This window comes from Streptomyces sp. NPDC107581 (assembly GCF_055657175.1).
Genome location: NZ_JBVKBH010000008.1, coordinates 33,267 through 49,125 on the forward strand (window position 1 = coordinate 33,267; position 15,859 = coordinate 49,125).

Sequence of the window (15,859 nt, forward strand, 5' to 3'; positions counted from 1 at the left end):
GAAACGCGGGCGCAAGCAAGCCCGTGCGGGCACCACTGGCCGGGCCGGGCATTGCGAGAGGCTGGGACGTATGAACCGGTTGGCTGGTGTGACCTCGCCTTATCTGCTTCAGCATGCCGACAATCCCGTCGACTGGTGGCCCTGGACGCCGGAGGCATTCGAGGAAGCGCGGCGGCGTGAGGTTCCCGTTCTGCTGTCGGTCGGCTACTCGGCATGCCACTGGTGTCATGTCATGGCCCACGAGTCCTTCGAGGACCAGGCCACCGCCGACTACCTCAACGAGCACTTCGTCAGCGTCAAGGTCGACCGTGAGGAACGCCCCGACGTCGACGCCGTCTACATGGAGGCCGTCCAGGCGGCCACCGGCCAGGGCGGCTGGCCCATGACCGTCTTCCTCACCCCGGACGCCGAGCCCTTCTACTTCGGGACGTACTTCCCGCCCGCGCCCCGGCACGGCATGCCCTCCTTCCGGCAGGTGCTGGAGGGCGTCCGGCAGGCCTGGGAGGAGCGGCGCGACGAGGTCGGCGAGGTCGCCGGGAAGATCGTGCGCGACCTCGCCGAGCGGGAGATCAGCCACCAGGGTGCCGAGGCGCCCGGTGAGCAGGAACTCGCCCAGGCCCTCCTCGGACTCACCCGGGAGTACGACCCGCAGCGCGGCGGATTCGGCGGCGCGCCGAAGTTCCCGCCGTCCATGGTCCTGGAGTTCCTGCTGCGCCACCACGCGCGCACCGGGTCCGAGGGCGCACTGCAGATGGCCCAGGACACCTGTGAGCGGATGGCCCGGGGCGGGATCTACGACCAGCTCGGCGGCGGCTTCGCCCGCTACTCCGTCGACCGTGACTGGGTGGTGCCGCACTTTGGGAAAGTGGCTGTCTAAGATCCATCACTTACGTACCATTTCCCCTGAGAACAGAGGGGGTTGTGGTGCGCGAGGATCACGCGACGCTCGTTGAGTTGGGGCTCAGCTCTGAGGAACTGGGAACTCTGGGATTGGACAAGGCTGCGACGGCGGACCCGCCCGGCCTCATGGATGCCTATCTGCGACGCAGCAACAAAAAGGAAGACCTGGCCACGCTGCGGGGGCATCTGCGAGACGTGGTGCGCTGGGCGCAGGCGAACGGGCTTCAGATCCGGCACGTCTGGTTTGAACAGCTCTCGGCTTCCAAGGCCTACGTACGGCGCAGGAAGTTCGAGAAGGCCACACAAGCGATCATGGACGGCAAGTCCAAGACGCTCGCTGTGTGGAAGACGGACCGCTTCGATCGGCGCGGCATGGGGGCGGTGGGCCGGATGCTCGACGAGTTCGACCGCCGGCAATCGCGGCTCGTCTCCGTATCCGAAGGGTTGGACTCGTCGCAGGGCGGCCGCATGGTCTTCGCGATCCTGAGCGAACGCGCCAGGGAGGAAGCGAAGGACATAGCGAAGCGCGTGAAGATCGGCCATGACTCGCACAAGGCGGAAGGTCGAAGAGGAACGGGCAGGCCACCGTTCGGTCTCTACAGCGCCCCCGGAAGCGGCAAGGTCGAACCCCATCCCGACGAGTACGGCACAGCTCGCAGGCTGGCGGACCTCCTGCTCGACAAGAGGACGACGAAGGACACGGCCCACCAACTCAATGACGAGGGATGCCGGACCCGGAGCGGTGCCACCTGGTCGCCCACGGCGGTGAGCAAGCTGGCTCAGTCCCCGCTCTTCGCGGGCATGGTCCCGGTCCGGCGTCGCAAGACGGACGAGCACGGCAACCCGTTGGACAGTTGGGAAGGGTACGGCGAGCCCCTGCGCAATGAGAAGGGCGAAGTCGTCATGTGTGGCAAGGGGGTTGTGACGTCGAGCGAGTGGTTCAAGATCAAGGCCCTCATCGCAGAACGGACCGATGATCGGTGGGCGAGGGGGAAGCCGGAAGCGAAGTACCTGGGGACGGGGAGCTACCGATGCGGGCGGCTGCGGGACAAGAAGGGCGCGGGCGAGCTTGATCCGTGTGGCGGCTCGATGAGCCACCGTGGCGGACGCTACCGGTGCGAGGTCCGGCAGACGCGGGGCAAGTCGATCTGCGAGGGAGTGGTGACCCTCGCCGACCGCATCGACCATGCGGTTGGACAGGCTTGGATCCACCACATCACCGCCCTTGAGCCCGGTGACCCGGTGGTCATCGAGATAGCCCGTCGATGGCTGGCCTTCGCGGACCCCGAAACGCAGGCGAAGAAGGACGAGGCCCAGAAAGCCCTTGAGGCGGCCCAGCGGCGTGTGAAGAAGCTCGAAGACGACTTCTATGTGTACGGGAAGATGGACGAAGAGCGCTTCGAGGAGCTGAGCGAAGGGCAGCGCGCCGTTATCGAGTCCGCCACGGCGACCCTTGAAGCGTTGGACGCGGAGGCGGACCTCTCGCCCCTCACCCAGATCGACACTCTGCGTGAGGCGTGGGAAGCGGCGGATATGGCGGACAAGCGGATACTCCTGAAGTGCGCCCTTGGAAGGAAGGGCATCACGGTCAAGCCCGCCGCACGGCAGGGAGACCACACCCCGATCCTGGAACGACTTGAGTTCGACTGGCTGTCGAAGAGGGACACCACCACCGAGAAGTGAGTTCGAAGCGCACTTCCGTGATCGCGGCGGCGCGGGGCGGCAGGAGTGGGAGGACAAGGCCCGTCCCGGTCGCTGAGCTACAGAAGGGCAGGCGGCCGAGACGGTCAGCAAGGGGGCGGGGACCGTTTCCCCACTACGTGCTGCGAGAGGAATGGTCCCGTGCCCGTTGTGCCCCACGGATCCGGAGAACGGGTGCCGTGGTGCGCGCGGTGCGGGGCGTTCTTCGGGCTCTCCCTGCCCGCCTGCCGGGGTCTGTGGTGGTGGCGCAGTGCCGCCACTCGTCTGCCGGTCCGGCCGCGCGAGCACTGGGCTGGCACCTCTTCGTCCTGTTCGTGCGCTGCCTCCGTGGCGCATGGGCGGGGCGGAGGCGGGTGCGCAAGGATGGGGGTATGCCCAACCGACTCGCGCAGGCCACGTCTCCGTACCTCCTTCAGCACGCGGACAACCCCGTTGACTGGTGGCCCTGGGAGATCGACGCGTTCGAAGAAGCCCGGCGGCGTGACGTCCCTGTGTTCTTGAGTGTCGGCTACAGCGCCTGTCACTGGTGTCACGTCATGGCGCACGAGTCGTTCGAGGACGACGACACGGCCGCGTACATGAACGAGCACTTCGTGTCCGTCAAGGTGGACCGTGAGGAGCGGCCCGACGTGGACGCGGTCTACATGGAGGCCGTGCAAGCCGCCACCGGGCAGGGCGGCTGGCCCATGTCCGTGTTCATGACGCCGGACGGGGAGCCCTTCTACTTCGGCACCTACTTTCCGCCCGAGGCTCGCCATGGCATGGCGTCCTTCCGCCAGGTGCTCGAAGGTGTGCACAGCGCCTGGACGAGCCGACGGGACGAGGTGGGGGAAGTCGCGGGGAAGATCACTCGGGATCTTGCCGCGCGGGAGTTGAGCGCCGGGGATGCCGGGACGCCCACCGAGGAGACTCAGGCTCTGGCACTCCTCCAACTGACCCGAGACATCGACCCCACGAGCGGCTGGTTCAAGGGAGACACCAAGTTCCCGCCGTCGATGGTGATCGAGTTCTTGTTGCGCCACCACGTGCGGGCCGGTTCCGTGGCGGCGCTGGAGATGGCGGAAGGGCTGTGCGGCGCGATGGCTCGTTCGAGTCTGTACGACCAGGTGGGGGGCGGGTTCCACCGGTACGTGCTCACACCGAGGGCGGGTGGACCCTTGGTGCCGCACTTCGAGAAGATGCTGTACGACAACGCGCTGCTGTGCCGGGTCTACGCGCACCTGTGGCGGGCCACCGGATCCGGTCTGGCCCGCCGTGTCGCGCTGGAGACCGCCGACTTCCTGGTGCGTGAACTGCGCACCCCTGAAGGCGGGTTCGCCTCGGCGCTCGATGCCGACAGCGAGGACGGCAGCGGACGGCACGTCGAGGGCGCGTACTACGTGTGGACCCCCGAGCAGCTCCGCGCCACGCTCGGCGACGAGGACGGCGACCTGGCCGTCCAGTACTTCGGGGTGACCGGGGAAGGCACCTTCGAACACGGGCGGTCCGTCCTCCAGCTTCCGCAGACCGAGGGCGTGTTCGACGCCGAGAAGGTCGCGTCGGTCAAGGGCCGGCTGCTGGAGAAGCGGGCGCAGCGCCCCGCCCCCGGCCGGGACGACAAGGTCGTCGCCGCCTGGAACGGCCTCGTGATCGCCGCGCTCGCCGAGACCGGCGCCTACTTCGGCCGCCCCGACCTCGTCGAGGCCGCCGTCGGCGCCGCCGACCTCCTCGTACGCGTGCACCTGGACGAGCACGCCCGGCTCGCCCGCACCAGCAAGGACGGCCGGGCGGGCGCCAACGCGGGCGTGCTGGAGGACTACGCGGACGTCGCCGAGGGCTTCCTGGCGCTGGCGTCCGTGACGGGGGAGGGGGTGTGGCTCGACTTCGCCGGACTGCTCCTCGACCATGTGCTCGCCCGCTTCACCGACCCCGGCAGCGGCGCCCTGTACGACACCGCCTCCGACGCCGAGCGGCTCATCCGCCGGCCCCAGGACCCCACCGACAACGCCACCCCGTCCGGCTGGACCGCGGCGGCCGGCGCCCTGCTGGGCTATGCCGCCCACACCGGTTCGCAGTCCCATCGGACGGCCGCGGAACGGGCGTTGGGGGTCGTCAGGACGCTCGGGCCGCGCGTGCCCCGGTTCATCGGCTGGGGGCTGGCCGTCTCGGAGGCGCTGCTGGACGGGCCCCGGGAGGTCGCCGTCGTCGGTCCGTCCCTCACCGAGGAGCGGACAACCGCCCTGCACCGTACGGCACTTCTGGGCACCGCCCCGGGCGCGGTCGTCGCCGCGGGGACTCCGGACAGTGACGAGTTCCCGCTGCTCGCCGACCGTCCGCTCGTGGGCGGTGAACCGGCGGCGTACCTCTGCCGTAACTTCACCTGCGACGCCCCGACGACGGATCCGGAACGGCTGGGAGCGGCGCTGAACACCCGCTGAACAGGGCAGAGGCAGGGGAGGGCGGAGGAGTCGAACTGTCCGTATGTGAGCGGGTGTTCGGATAGGTACCGCTTCCCGCACGACGTTCCGAAACACGCTATTTATCGGAACAGCTCCCGCATTTCACAGATCCCCCCTACTGTCTCCACTGCGCGCGACGGGTGTGACGCACCGTCGTGTGCACAGGGGGTAATGGGGATCTGGGGGGATCTTTTTGCTGACGTCTGTCTTCATCGCTGCCGTCTCACTGGCACTGTTCTGGATGGCGGCCTTCACTCTGTGGTGGCAGATGCACGCGTGGCGTACGCCCGAGGTGCTGGCCTCCACCCGGTTCGGCAGACCTGACGGGGGCGAGCACGTCTCCTTCTCGCTGCTGCTGCCGGCCCGCCACGAGCAGGCCGTGCTCGACCACACCATCCAGCGGCTGCTGGAGTCCACACACACCGACTTCGAGATCATCGTGATCGTCGGGCACGACGACCCCGAGACCACGGCGGTGGCCGAGCAGGCCGCCGCCCGTGACCCGCGGGTGCGGGTGGTCGTCGACACCCACGAGAAGAAGAACAAGCCGAAGGCCATGAACACGGCGCTGCCGCACTGCCGCGGCGATGTCGTCGGGGTCTTCGACGCCGAGGACCAGGTCCATCCGGAACTGCTCGCCCACGTGGACCACGCGTTCCGGACGACGGAGGCGGACGTCGTCCAGGGCGGTGTCCAGCTCATCAACTTCCATTCCAGCTGGTACAGCCTGCGCAACTGCCTGGAGTACTTCTTCTGGTTCCGCTCCCGGCTGCACCTGCACGCGCAGAAGGGGTTCATCCCGCTCGGCGGCAACACCGTCTTCGTGCGGACCGCCGTCCTCAGGGAGGCGGACGGCTGGGACCCCGACTGCCTGGCCGAGGACTGCGACCTGGGCGTACGCCTGTCCAGCACCGGCAAGAAGGTCGTCGTCGCCTACGACTCCGACATGGTCACCCGCGAGGAGACCCCCGGCTCGCTGATGTCGCTGCTCAAGCAGCGCACCCGCTGGAACCAGGGCTTCCTGCAGGTGTACCGGAAGAAGGACTGGCGGCAACTGCCCGCCCTCAGGCAGCGGCTGCTCGCCCGGTACACGCTGATGACCCCGTTCCTGCAGGCCTTCTCCGGCGTGATCATCCCGCTCAACGCGGCCGTCGCGCTCTTCCTCGACGTCCCCGTGGGCATCGCCTTCCTCACCTTCCTGCCGCTGGTCACGGCCGCCGTCACCTTCGTCTTCGAGGTGGTCGGACTGCACGACTTCGGCAAGCAGTACGGCCTCAGGGTCCGCCTCGTCCACTATGTGAAGCTCGTCGTGGGCGGCCCCTTCTACCAGGTCCTCCTCGCCGGTGCCGCGATCCGCGCAGTGTGGCGCGAGCAACGCGGCCGGAACGACTGGGAGTTGACCACTCATGTCGGCGCGCACCTCACCGCGGCCGAGCCCATGCGAGAGGACGTTCCTGCGTGACCTCCACTCTTCCCGCGGTGACCGCTCAGAAGGTCCCCGCGCAGAACCGGCCTGCGCCCGAGGCGCGTTCGACCGGCCGAACAAGTCCTCCGGAGCGGCTCCGCTCCTCCCGCCCCGACCTGTTGGTGTGCGGTCTTCTGCTGGTGGCGATCCTCGTCGTCCAGGGCTGGAACATCGCCGACTACCCGACCCTCAGTGACGACGAGGGCACCTACCTCGCCCAGGCCTGGGCCGTCCAGCAGGGCAGGGGCCTGGCCCACTACACCTACTGGTACGACCATCCGCCGCTCGGCTGGATCCAGATCGCCCTGCTCAGCTGGATACCCTCGGCGCTCAGCCCCGGCTCGATGACCGTCGGCTCCATGCGGGCCACCATGCTCGTGGTCGGCGCCGTCAGCGCGGTCCTGGTCTACGTCCTCGGACGGCGGCTCTCCCTGCCCCGCTGGGCCGCCGGGCTCGCCATGGCCCTGTTCGGACTCTCCCCGCTCGCGGTCGTGCTCCAGCGGGAGATCTTCCTCGACAACATCGCCGTGATGTGGCTGCTGCTGGCGTTCTGCCTGGCCGCCTCGCCCAGCCGGCACCTGTGGCACCACTTCGGCGCGGGCCTCGCGGCCGCCGCGGGCGTGCTCACCAAGGAGACGATGCTCGTCGTCCTGCCCGCCCTGTTCGTCACCATGTGGCGGCACAGCCACCGCGACACCCGCAAGTTCGCGCTCACCGGAGCCGTCACCGCCTGCACCCTGATCGGCTTCTCCTACCCGCTGTTCGCCCTGCTCAAGGGCGAGCTGTTGCCGGGCGCCGGGCACGTCTCCCTGTGGGACGGCATCACGTACCAGATGTCCAGGCCGGGTTCGGGCTTCATCCTGGACACCTCCTCCGGTTCCTACGGCGTGCTGCACTCCTGGCTGTACTACGACCGGGTGCTGCCCCTGGGCGGTCTCGCCGGAGCCCTGCTCCTGCTGGCCACCTGGCGCTGGTCGGTCACCGCCCGGGCGCTCGCCGGACCGGCCCTGACCGTGGCCGTCCTGGCCGCCGTGGCCCTGCGGCCGGACGGCTACCTGCCCGCCATGTACGTGATCGGCGCGCTGCCCTTCCTCGCCCTGGTCCTGGCCGGCGGCGCCGCCTCCGTCACCCACGCGGTGCTGCGCCGGTGGCGCAGGGAGGGCGAGGGGCGGTACCTCACCGGTGGCCGGTACGCGCTCGCCGCCGTCCTCGCCGTCGCCGCCGGCGCCTATGTCGTACCGCACTGGTACGACGGCGACCGCACCGCGCTGACCGCCGACGCCAACAAGCCCTACCGGCAGGCCTCCGCCTGGCTGAGCACCCGGGTCGAGAACCCGAAGAGCACCCGGGTCCTCGTCGACGACGCCCTCTGGCTGGACCTCGTCCACGCCGGATACCGGCCCGGGCTCGGCGCCATCTGGTTCTACAAGGCCGACCTCGACCCGGCCGTCACCAAGACCATGCCGCACGGCTGGCGGGACCTCGACTACGTCGTCGCCTCGCCCACCGTCCGCCGCGACGCCAAGGACCTGCCCCATGTCAGGGCGGCCATCCAGCACTCCACGCCGGTCGCCACCTTCGGCACCGGGGACGACCGCATCGAGATCCGGCAGATCGGCACGGCAGCCGCGGGAGGCGCGCGATGAGCAGCCACGAGTACACCGCCCGCGTCCCGGGCCTGGACGCGGTCGAAGTCCCCGAGCCGGGCGCCGTCACCATCGTCGTCCCGACCTTCAACGAGTCCGCGAACGTCCGGCAGCTGCTGCACCGGATCACCGAGGCGGTGCCCGTCCGGCTGCCCTGCGAGGTCCTCTTCGTGGACGACTCCACCGACGACACCCCCGAGGTGATCCGCGAGGCCGCGCAGGACTGCCCGTTCCCGGTGGCCGTGCTGCACCGCGAGGAACCGGCCGGCGGGCTCGGCGGGGCGGTGGTCGAGGGGCTGAAGGCGGCCGCCTCGGAGTGGATCGTCGTCATGGACGGCGACTGCCAGCATCCGCCGTCCCTGGTACCGGAGCTGGTGGCCACCGGCGAGCGGGCGAACGCCGGGCTCGTCGTCGCCTCCCGGTACATCAAGGGCGGCAGCCGGGCCGGGCTCGCCGGCAGCTACCGGGTGGCCGTCTCGCGCGCCGCCACCTGGCTGACCAAGGCCCTCTTCCCGCGCAGGCTGCACGGCATCAGCGACCCGATGAGCGGATTCTTCGCCATCCGGCGCAGCGCGGTCACGGCGGAGGTGCTCAAGCCGCTCGGCTACAAGATCCTCCTGGAGCTGGCCGTCCGCAGCAGACCCCGGCAGGTCGCCGAGGTGCCGTTCGTCTTCCAGGAGCGGTTCGCAGGCGAGTCCAAGTCGACGGCGCAGGAGGGCTTCCGCTTCCTGCGCCACCTGGCCGGGCTGCGCACCGCCTCACCGGTCGCCCGCATGGTGGGCTTCGGGCTGATCGGGGCGAGCGGCTTCGTGCCGAACCTGGCCGGACTGTGGGCGCTGACCGCGCTCGGCCTGCACTACCTGCCCGCCGAGATCCTCGCCAACCAGCTCGGCGTCGCCTGGAACTTCCTGCTCATCGAGCAGCTGCTGTTCCGCGACCGGCGTGCGCACCGCCGCTGGTGGGACCGGCTGGGCCGGTTCGCGCTGCTCGCCAACGCGGACCTGGTGCTGCGCATCCCGCTGATCGCGCTGCTCGTCGGCCGGTTCGGGATGCAGGCCCTGCCGGCCACCGCGCTCGCGCTGGTGCTGACGTTCGTCCTGCGCTTCGCCGGGACCGAAGCGCTGGTCTACCTCCCGCGCCGCGGGGGTCGTACAACCGCAAGGAGAGCCGTGTGAACAAGCACCGCAGACGGACCGCGCTGGTCGGGGTGGGGGCCCTGACCGCCGGTCTGCTCCTGACCGCACCCCAGCCGGCCGAGGCGGCGAACCTGGTGCAGAACCCGGGCTTCGAGACCGCCGGTACGGACGGCATGCCGTACTGCTGGGAGAAGTCCGGCTGGGGCGACAACGACTTCGCCTTCGAGACCACCTCCGACGCCCACTTCGGCACGAAGGCCATGAAGGTCACGCTGACCCGCAGGGCCGACGGCGACCGCAAGGCCCTGATCACCGAGTCCACCGCGTGCGCGCCGGTGGTGAGCGTCGGCAGGCAGTACGACCTCGGGCTCTGGTACAAGACCACGACGCCCGATGCCAACATCACCCTCTTCCGGCACGACACCACGGCCGGCTGGCAGTACTGGACGGACCTGAAGACCCTGGACATGGCGGCCGCCTGGACCGCGGCCACGGTCCGCACCCCCGAGGTCCCGGCCGGCACCGACCGGATCACCTGGGGTGTCTCCGTCTACGGCACCGGCTCGGCCACCACCGACGACTACACCATGGAGCAGGTCCCGGACACGCTGCCGCCCGCCCAGTGCACCGGCACGAACGACCAGTGCGCGAACGGCAGCTGGTCGGTGCTGCCGACGCAGAACCCGGTCCGCTCCATGCACTCCGTCGTCCTCAACAACGGCAAGGTGCTGCTGATCGCCGGCTCCGGCAACAGCGAGGAGAACTTCGACGCGGGCACCTTCACGTCCGCGGTGTACGATCCGGCGAAGGGCACCTACAAGGTCATCCCGACGCCGAAGGACATGTTCTGCGCGGGCCATGTGCAGCTCCAGGACGGCCGGGTGCTCGTCATGAGCGGCAACAAGGCCTACCCGGTCGCGGGCGGGCACGGCTACGAGGGGTTCAAGGAGTCGTACGTCTTCGACCCGAAGACCGAGACCTACAGCAGGACCAACGACCTCAACGACGGCCACTGGTACCCCTCGGCGACCGAGCTGGGCAACGGTGACGTCGTCTCCTTCGGCGGCCTGCGCGAGGACTCCACCGGCTCGGTGACCGCCGAGTACTGGTCGGACAAGGACCAGCAGTGGCTGCCGCTGTGGAAGGTCAACCAGACCTGGTCGTACTGGGGTCTGTACCCGTCGATGATCCTGATGCAGGACGGCCGCCTCTTCTACACGGGCAGCCACGTCTTCGGCAACAACATCCCCGGCACCGGCTCGGCGGTCTACGACTACGGCGCGGGCACCGTCACCCAGATCCCGGGGCTGCAGAACAAGGACGAGCGGGACCAGTCCGCCAGCGTGCTGCTGCCCCCGGCGCAGGACCAGAGGGTCCTCACCATCGGCGGCGGCAACATCGACTCCAACCCGGACGCGAACCGCCTGACCGACCTCATCGACCTCAAGCAGCCGAACCCGTCGTACACCGCCGGGCCGCCGGTCCCGCAGGGCACGGTCGACCTCGGCACCGGACCCCGGCCGGAGACCGGCAACCAGGGCAAGATGTACGTCTCCGCCGTGCTGCTGCCCGACGGCAAGGTCCTGGAGACGGGCGGCGCCCTGCACAACCGGGCCGACCCGGTGTACGAGTCCTCGATCTACGACCCGGGCACCAACACCTTCGACCCCGTGGCCGCCGACCCCGAGTCCCGCGGCTACCACTCCTCGGCGTTCCTGCTGCCCGACGGCCGGGTGATGGCCACCGGCGACAACCCGGGCAACGGCACCTGGAACCACAACGTGTCGATCTACACCCCGCCCTACCTCTACCAGGGCACCCGGCCGACGATCACCTCGGTGATCAACCAGGAGTGGAAGTACGGCGACACCCAGCGGATCACCGTCGACCGGCCCATCGCCAAGGCCGAGCTGATCCGCCCGGCCGCGGTCACCCACTCCTCCGACCCGAACCAGCGCTTCGTCGACCTGCCGCTGTCCGTCGACGGCAACAACGTCGACCTGAACGTGACCAGCAACCCCGACCTGGCCCCGCCCGGCTGGTACATGCTGTTCGCGGTGGACGCCAACGGGGTGCCGTCGGTGGCCAAGTGGGTGCACCTGCAGGGTCCGGCCGCGCTGAGCGCCTCCGACGCGTCGGCGCACGTGCACTCCTTCGCCGACGACCTCGGGGGCAAGGTCTCCGGGCCCGGCGCGAAGAGGACGTCACAGAAGGTCAGCCCGACCATCTCCGGCTGCGACCGGCACTACGGCTCGGTCAACGTGTGCGTGCCCACGGTGTTCCCGCCGCAGGTGAAGAAGACGGCGGCGGGGCGCTGCGCCTGGCTTCAGCAGAATCACTACGGGCGGCTGAAGGTCAACGGCGGTGACGATCCCCTCGGATTGGACCGCGACAGGGACAGGATCGCGTGCGGGAGGGGCGACGTGCGTTAGTCACCGCGGGCGCGCGGGGGCTGGTCGCACAGTTCTCCGCGCCCCTTCGGGGCGCTTCACTTCCGTCCGCTGACATCCAGGGCGCGTTCCACGATCGCCTCCAGCTGGTCGTGGTGCGCGCCCTTCCAGTAGGCGCGGCCGCACTCGGTGCACTGGGCGAAGACGTCGTACGAGCGCTGGGTGCCGCCCTTGAGCTGGTCGGCGACCTCTTCCTTGGTGGCCTTCCTCAGCAGCCCGTTGCAGGCGGTGCAGCGGGTCCAGGGGTGCAGATCGGGGGCGAAGCGGTCCAGGACGTCCGGCAGCTGCTCGTCGGGGCGGGTGCTGTAGACGTAGGCCCCGGCCCACAGCTCGCGGCGGCGCAGCAGGCCCCGGTCGCGGCTCAGCATGACCCGCTTCTCGGCCGCCGAGCGCGCGGCCAGCGCCGGGTCGCCGATGTCGGTCGACTCGTAGGCCGCGTCCACGCCGAGCAGCCGCAGACGGCGGGCCAGGGTGCCGAGGTGGACGTCGAGGAGGAAGCGGAGCGGGGCGCCGGGGACCTGCTGCGGGCGCTGCACCGCGCGGACCGAGACGTGCTCGGCCGCCGCCGGGATGTGGGACACCGGCACCTCGCGGCCGTCCACCACCAGCGCGCCGACCTCCGTCAGCGGGATCCCGAGGGACTCGATCACATGGCCGAGGGTGGAGACGCCGTCCGTGCCGAGCGCGGTGGCGCCGGTGCGCCGCGCGGGCGGCACGAACAGGTGCAGCGCGGGGGCGACTTCGACCTGGATCTCGGTTCCGTTCACCTGGCCAGCATCGCACGGGCGGCGCCCGGAACCTCAGGGTTTTCCGCTGGGCAGGCCGCACGCCAGGACGTCCACGGCACGCTCCATGAGGTCCGCCAGATCGCCCTGGTGACCGTTCTCCGCCCAGTACATGGAGACCTCCATCAGGCCGCCGATGAGGGACATCGCGTACACCCGCACCTCCAGGCCGTCCTCCGGCAGGCCCGAGCGTTCCGCGACGGCCCGGCGCAGCAGCAGGCCGGTGGCCGACATGCTCTCGATCATGCGGGCGCGCACGGCGGGGACCTCCGCGGTCAGGCGTGTCCGCAGCCGGGCCACCTCGGGGTCCTCGTGCATGCCCACCGTGACGGCTTTGCGCACCACGTACCGCAGGGAGTCGACGAGCGGCTCGTCCGCGGGGCGGGCGCGCAGTTCCTCCAGCATGACCGCGTCGTACTCGTCCGTGAGGACGATGTCCTCCTTGGTCGGGAAGTAGCGGAAGACGGTGGACGGCGACACCTCCGCCCGCTCGGCGATCTGGTCGACCGTCGCGGCGTCGTAGCCCTGTTCCTCGATCAGGGCGTACGTCGCCGCGCGGATCGCCTCCCGGGTCTTGATCTTCTTGCGTTCGCGCAGGCCGAGACGGGGCCGGTCGGCGGCGGAGGCGGAGGATTGTGCAGCCGTCATGCGGGTCATTGTCCGGCATTCCCCGCGGGCTCGGCCACGACCGGGTTCTTCTCTCCTTCCGTGCGTCGCAGGACCGGGGCGTTCGGCAGGAACGCGGCGGCGAGCAGTGCCGAGACCAGGGCGGCGGCGGCGCACACCAGCAGGACCACGCCCATGCCGTGGACGTACGCGCTGTTCGCGGAGGCGGCCAGGGACGAGGATCCGGTCTTCTGCGCGATCAGGTGCGCGGCGACGACCGAGTCCCCGGCGGTGTGGGCGGCCGGTGCGGGCAGGCCGGTCACGTCCAGCCGGTCGCGGAAGACGTTGGCCAGCAGGCTGCCGAGCAGGGCGATGCCGATCGCGGAGCCGACCTGGCGCAGGGTCATCAGCAGTCCGGAGCCGCTTCCGGCCCGGTCCCGGGGCAGCGTCCCGAGGGCACCGGTCATGGCCGGCACCAGCGCGAAGCCGAAGCCGAGTCCCGCGAGGGAGAGCCACAGGGCGATGAAGCCGTAGCCCGAGCCGGTCGTCGTACGGCTGCCGAGCAGGGCGGCGAAGGCCAGCACGACCAGGCCCGCGGTGACCGCGGCGCGCGCCCCGAAGCGGGTGGCGAGCGGGGGAGCGAACTTCGCGGCGACGGACAGGCCGAGGACCAGCGGCAGCATCCGGATGCCGGTGCCGAGGGTGTCGTTGCCGAGGACGGCCTGGAGGTAGGGCGGCAGCACGAACATCAGCCCGGACAGCACGAACATCACCAGGGTCGCGGCGACGGTGTTGAACAGGAAGCCGCGCTGCGCGAGCAGGCTCATGTCCAGCATGGGGTGCGACACCCGGCGCGAGCGCAGCACCAGCCCGGTGATCAGGACCGCTGCCGCGGCGAACATGGCGAGGACCAGCGGGTCGCCCCAGCCGCGGTCGGGGGCCTCGATGATCGCGTAGATGAGCGCGCCGAGCCCCACGGTGGTGAACGCGGTGGAGACGGTGTCGACCGTCGGGGAGGCCGGGTCGCGGGTCTCGGGCAGCAGCAGGACACAGGCGAGGATGCCGAGCGCGACCATCGGGATGTTGATCAGGAAGACCGAGCCCCACCAGAAGTGGTCGAGCAGCCAGCCGCCGATGATCGGTCCCAGCGGCAGGCCCAGTGCCGAGCCGGTGGAGACGAGGCCGACGGCCTTGCCCTGTTCGTCGGGCGTGAACAGCGAGGGCAGCACGGACATCGCCAGCGGTGTGATCAACGCGGCGCCGATGCCCATCACCGCGCGGGCGGCGATCACCAGGCCGACGTCACCGGCCATGGCGCCCAGCACGGAGCCGGCCAGGAAGATCACGAGCCCGGTGATCAGCATCAGCCGTCGTCCGAACCGGTCGCCCAGCAGCCCCGCCGGAAGCATCAGGGCGGCGAAGACGACGACGTACGCGTCCGCCATCCACTGCTGCTGGCCGGTGGTGGCGCCGAGCTGCCCCGCCATGGTCGGCAGCGCCACGTTGAGGATCGTCATGTCGAAGCCGAGCACCAGCGTGCTCGCGACCAGGGCGCCGAGGGCCCACCAGCGGCGGGGGTCGGGACGGGTGTCGTCGGTGTGCGTGACAGTAGCCATGAAATGAGAGTAGCTCTCAAAAGCTATGCCATGTCAATCTGAATCTGCTGTCGGAACAGAAAAAGGCCACGGCTTGCGAGCCGTGGCCTGGGAGCGGGAGGGGTGGAGGGGTTATGCGTGCTGGTACGCCACCAGCGAGATGCCGACGTAGTGGACGACGAACGCGGCGAGCGTGAAGGAGTGGAAGACCTCGTGGAAGCCGAACCAGCGCGGTGAGGGGTTCGGCCGCTTGATGCCGTAGATCACACCGCCGGCGCTGTAGAGGAGGCCGCCGACGATCACCAGGACCAGGACGGCGATGCCGCCGGTGCGCATGAAGTCGGGCAGGAAGAAGACGGCGGCCCAGCCCATCGCTATGTAGCAGGGGGTGTAGAGCCAGCGCGGGGCGCCGACCCAGAAGACACGGAAGACGATGCCCGCGGTCGCCGCGGCCCAGATGCCCCACAGCAGCCACTGGCCCTTGGCGCCGGGCAGGAGCAGCATGGTCAGCGGCGTGTAGGTGCCCGCGATGATCAGGAAGATGTTGGCGTGATCGAGGCGGCGCAGGATGCCGTCCATCCGGGGGCTCCAGTTGCCCCGGTGGTACAGCGCGCTGACGCCGAAGAGCAGGCACGCCGTCAGGACGTAGATCCCGCAGGCGATGCGGCCTCTGCTGGAGTCGGCGAGGGCGGTGAGCACGAGGCCCGCGATGAGCACGGCCGGGAACATGCCGAGGTGCAGCCAGCCGCGGAGTCTGGGCTTGACCGGATGCGGCAGGGAGAGCGCTGCGGGACCGCGGCCGGCGGCCGGAGTGTCCGTGGGCGCGTCGGGGACGGGCGCAGTCATGCGGGGCATGGTACCTACGGCTTCGTAAGTCGCGTGTGAGCGCGCCCTGGTGAGCGGACAGAACGCAAAAAGTCCTTCCGTTGAACTCCATGTGGACGCAAAAAATCACGGAAACCGTGGCATTCCTCACGTCGCTCACCTGTGATGCCCTCTGGACAGATGGGCACTAGAATCGGATGATCAAATGAGTGCGGTCGGCACCGGATGAGCGCCAGACAGTCGACACTGTGAAGCATCCGGGTCGCGGCCCCCACGGGGCGACAAGACAAAAATCCCTCTTTTAGGAGCAAT

10 protein-coding genes and 1 pseudogene are annotated in these 15,859 nt (G+C 69.8%); 7 read left to right on the plus strand and 4 right to left on the minus strand.

The annotated features are described in order from the left end of the window. Positions 1-70 precede the first annotated feature (70 nt). The 7 genes and pseudogenes from ACZ7P3_RS21535 to ACZ7P3_RS21565 form a co-directional block, all read left to right on the plus strand. Positions 71-868 (plus strand): annotated as a pseudogene (locus ACZ7P3_RS21535) (thioredoxin domain-containing protein); the annotation flags it as partial. Positions 869-924: 56 nt separating this feature from the next. Further along, positions 925-2,583 (plus strand): recombinase family protein, encoded by a 1,659-nt coding sequence (locus ACZ7P3_RS21540; RefSeq protein WP_472083959.1) that lies wholly within the window; start codon positions 925-927, stop codon positions 2,581-2,583. Positions 2,584-2,972: 389 nt separating this feature from the next. After that, on the plus strand, positions 2,973-5,018 hold the full coding sequence (locus tag ACZ7P3_RS21545) for a thioredoxin domain-containing protein (RefSeq protein ID WP_472083961.1): 2,046 nt from the start codon (positions 2,973-2,975) through the stop codon (positions 5,016-5,018). A gap of 214 nt (positions 5,019-5,232) precedes the next feature. Then, positions 5,233-6,501: a glycosyltransferase gene (locus ACZ7P3_RS21550; RefSeq protein WP_472083963.1), complete on the plus strand. Its 1,269-nt coding sequence runs from the start codon at positions 5,233-5,235 to the stop codon at positions 6,499-6,501. Continuing rightward, positions 6,498-8,150, plus strand: coding sequence for an ArnT family glycosyltransferase (locus ACZ7P3_RS21555; protein WP_472083965.1), 1,653 nt, complete (start codon positions 6,498-6,500; stop codon positions 8,148-8,150). The genes ACZ7P3_RS21550 and ACZ7P3_RS21555 overlap by 4 nt, the downstream gene beginning before the upstream one ends. Beyond that, a complete protein-coding gene (locus tag ACZ7P3_RS21560) occupies positions 8,147-9,325 on the plus strand; it encodes a glycosyltransferase (protein WP_472083967.1) in 1,179 nt (392 codons plus the stop codon). The genes ACZ7P3_RS21555 and ACZ7P3_RS21560 overlap by 4 nt, the downstream gene beginning before the upstream one ends. Further along, complete coding sequence (locus ACZ7P3_RS21565; RefSeq protein ID WP_472083969.1) at positions 9,322-11,718, plus strand: galactose oxidase-like domain-containing protein; 2,397 nt, start codon at positions 9,322-9,324, stop codon at positions 11,716-11,718. Before ACZ7P3_RS21560 ends, ACZ7P3_RS21565 begins: the two co-directional genes overlap by 4 nt. A gap of 56 nt (positions 11,719-11,774) precedes the next feature. Here ACZ7P3_RS21565 and ACZ7P3_RS21570 read toward each other — a convergent pair whose 3' ends face one another. The 4 genes from ACZ7P3_RS21570 to trhA all read right to left on the minus strand — a co-directional run bounded on the left by ACZ7P3_RS21570 (position 11,775) and on the right by trhA (position 15,568). Beyond that, on the minus strand, positions 11,775-12,503 hold the full coding sequence (locus ACZ7P3_RS21570; RefSeq protein WP_472083971.1) for a Mut7-C RNAse domain-containing protein: 729 nt from the start codon (positions 12,501-12,503) through the stop codon (positions 11,775-11,777). 33 nt (positions 12,504-12,536) lie between these two features. Continuing rightward, a complete protein-coding gene (locus ACZ7P3_RS21575) occupies positions 12,537-13,169 on the minus strand; it encodes a TetR/AcrR family transcriptional regulator (protein ID WP_472083973.1) in 633 nt (210 codons plus the stop codon). 5 nt (positions 13,170-13,174) lie between these two features. Further along, on the minus strand, positions 13,175-14,743 hold the full coding sequence (locus ACZ7P3_RS21580; protein WP_472083975.1) for a DHA2 family efflux MFS transporter permease subunit: 1,569 nt from the start codon (positions 14,741-14,743) through the stop codon (positions 13,175-13,177). A gap of 111 nt (positions 14,744-14,854) precedes the next feature. Continuing rightward, entirely contained in the window at positions 14,855-15,568 is a 714-nt protein-coding gene (gene trhA / locus ACZ7P3_RS21585) for a PAQR family membrane homeostasis protein TrhA (RefSeq protein ID WP_472083977.1), read from the minus strand. Positions 15,569-15,859: the final 291 nt, after the last annotated feature.

Bases quoted from the DNA above. Each gene is read 5' to 3' on its own strand.
- ACZ7P3_RS21545 (WP_472083961.1), top strand. From the start codon at position 2,973: ATGCCCAACCGACTCGCGCAGGCCACGTCTCCGTACCTCCTTCAGCAC.
- ACZ7P3_RS21560 (WP_472083967.1), top strand. From the start codon at position 8,147: ATGAGCAGCCACGAGTACACCGCCCGCGTCCCGGGCCTGGACGCGGTC.
- ACZ7P3_RS21575 (WP_472083973.1), bottom strand. From the start codon at position 13,169: ATGACGGCTGCACAATCCTCCGCCTCCGCCGCCGACCGGCCCCGTCTC.
- ACZ7P3_RS21580 (WP_472083975.1), bottom strand. From the start codon at position 14,743: ATGGCTACTGTCACGCACACCGACGACACCCGTCCCGACCCCCGCCGC.
- trhA (WP_472083977.1), bottom strand. From the start codon at position 15,568: ATGACTGCGCCCGTCCCCGACGCGCCCACGGACACTCCGGCCGCCGGC.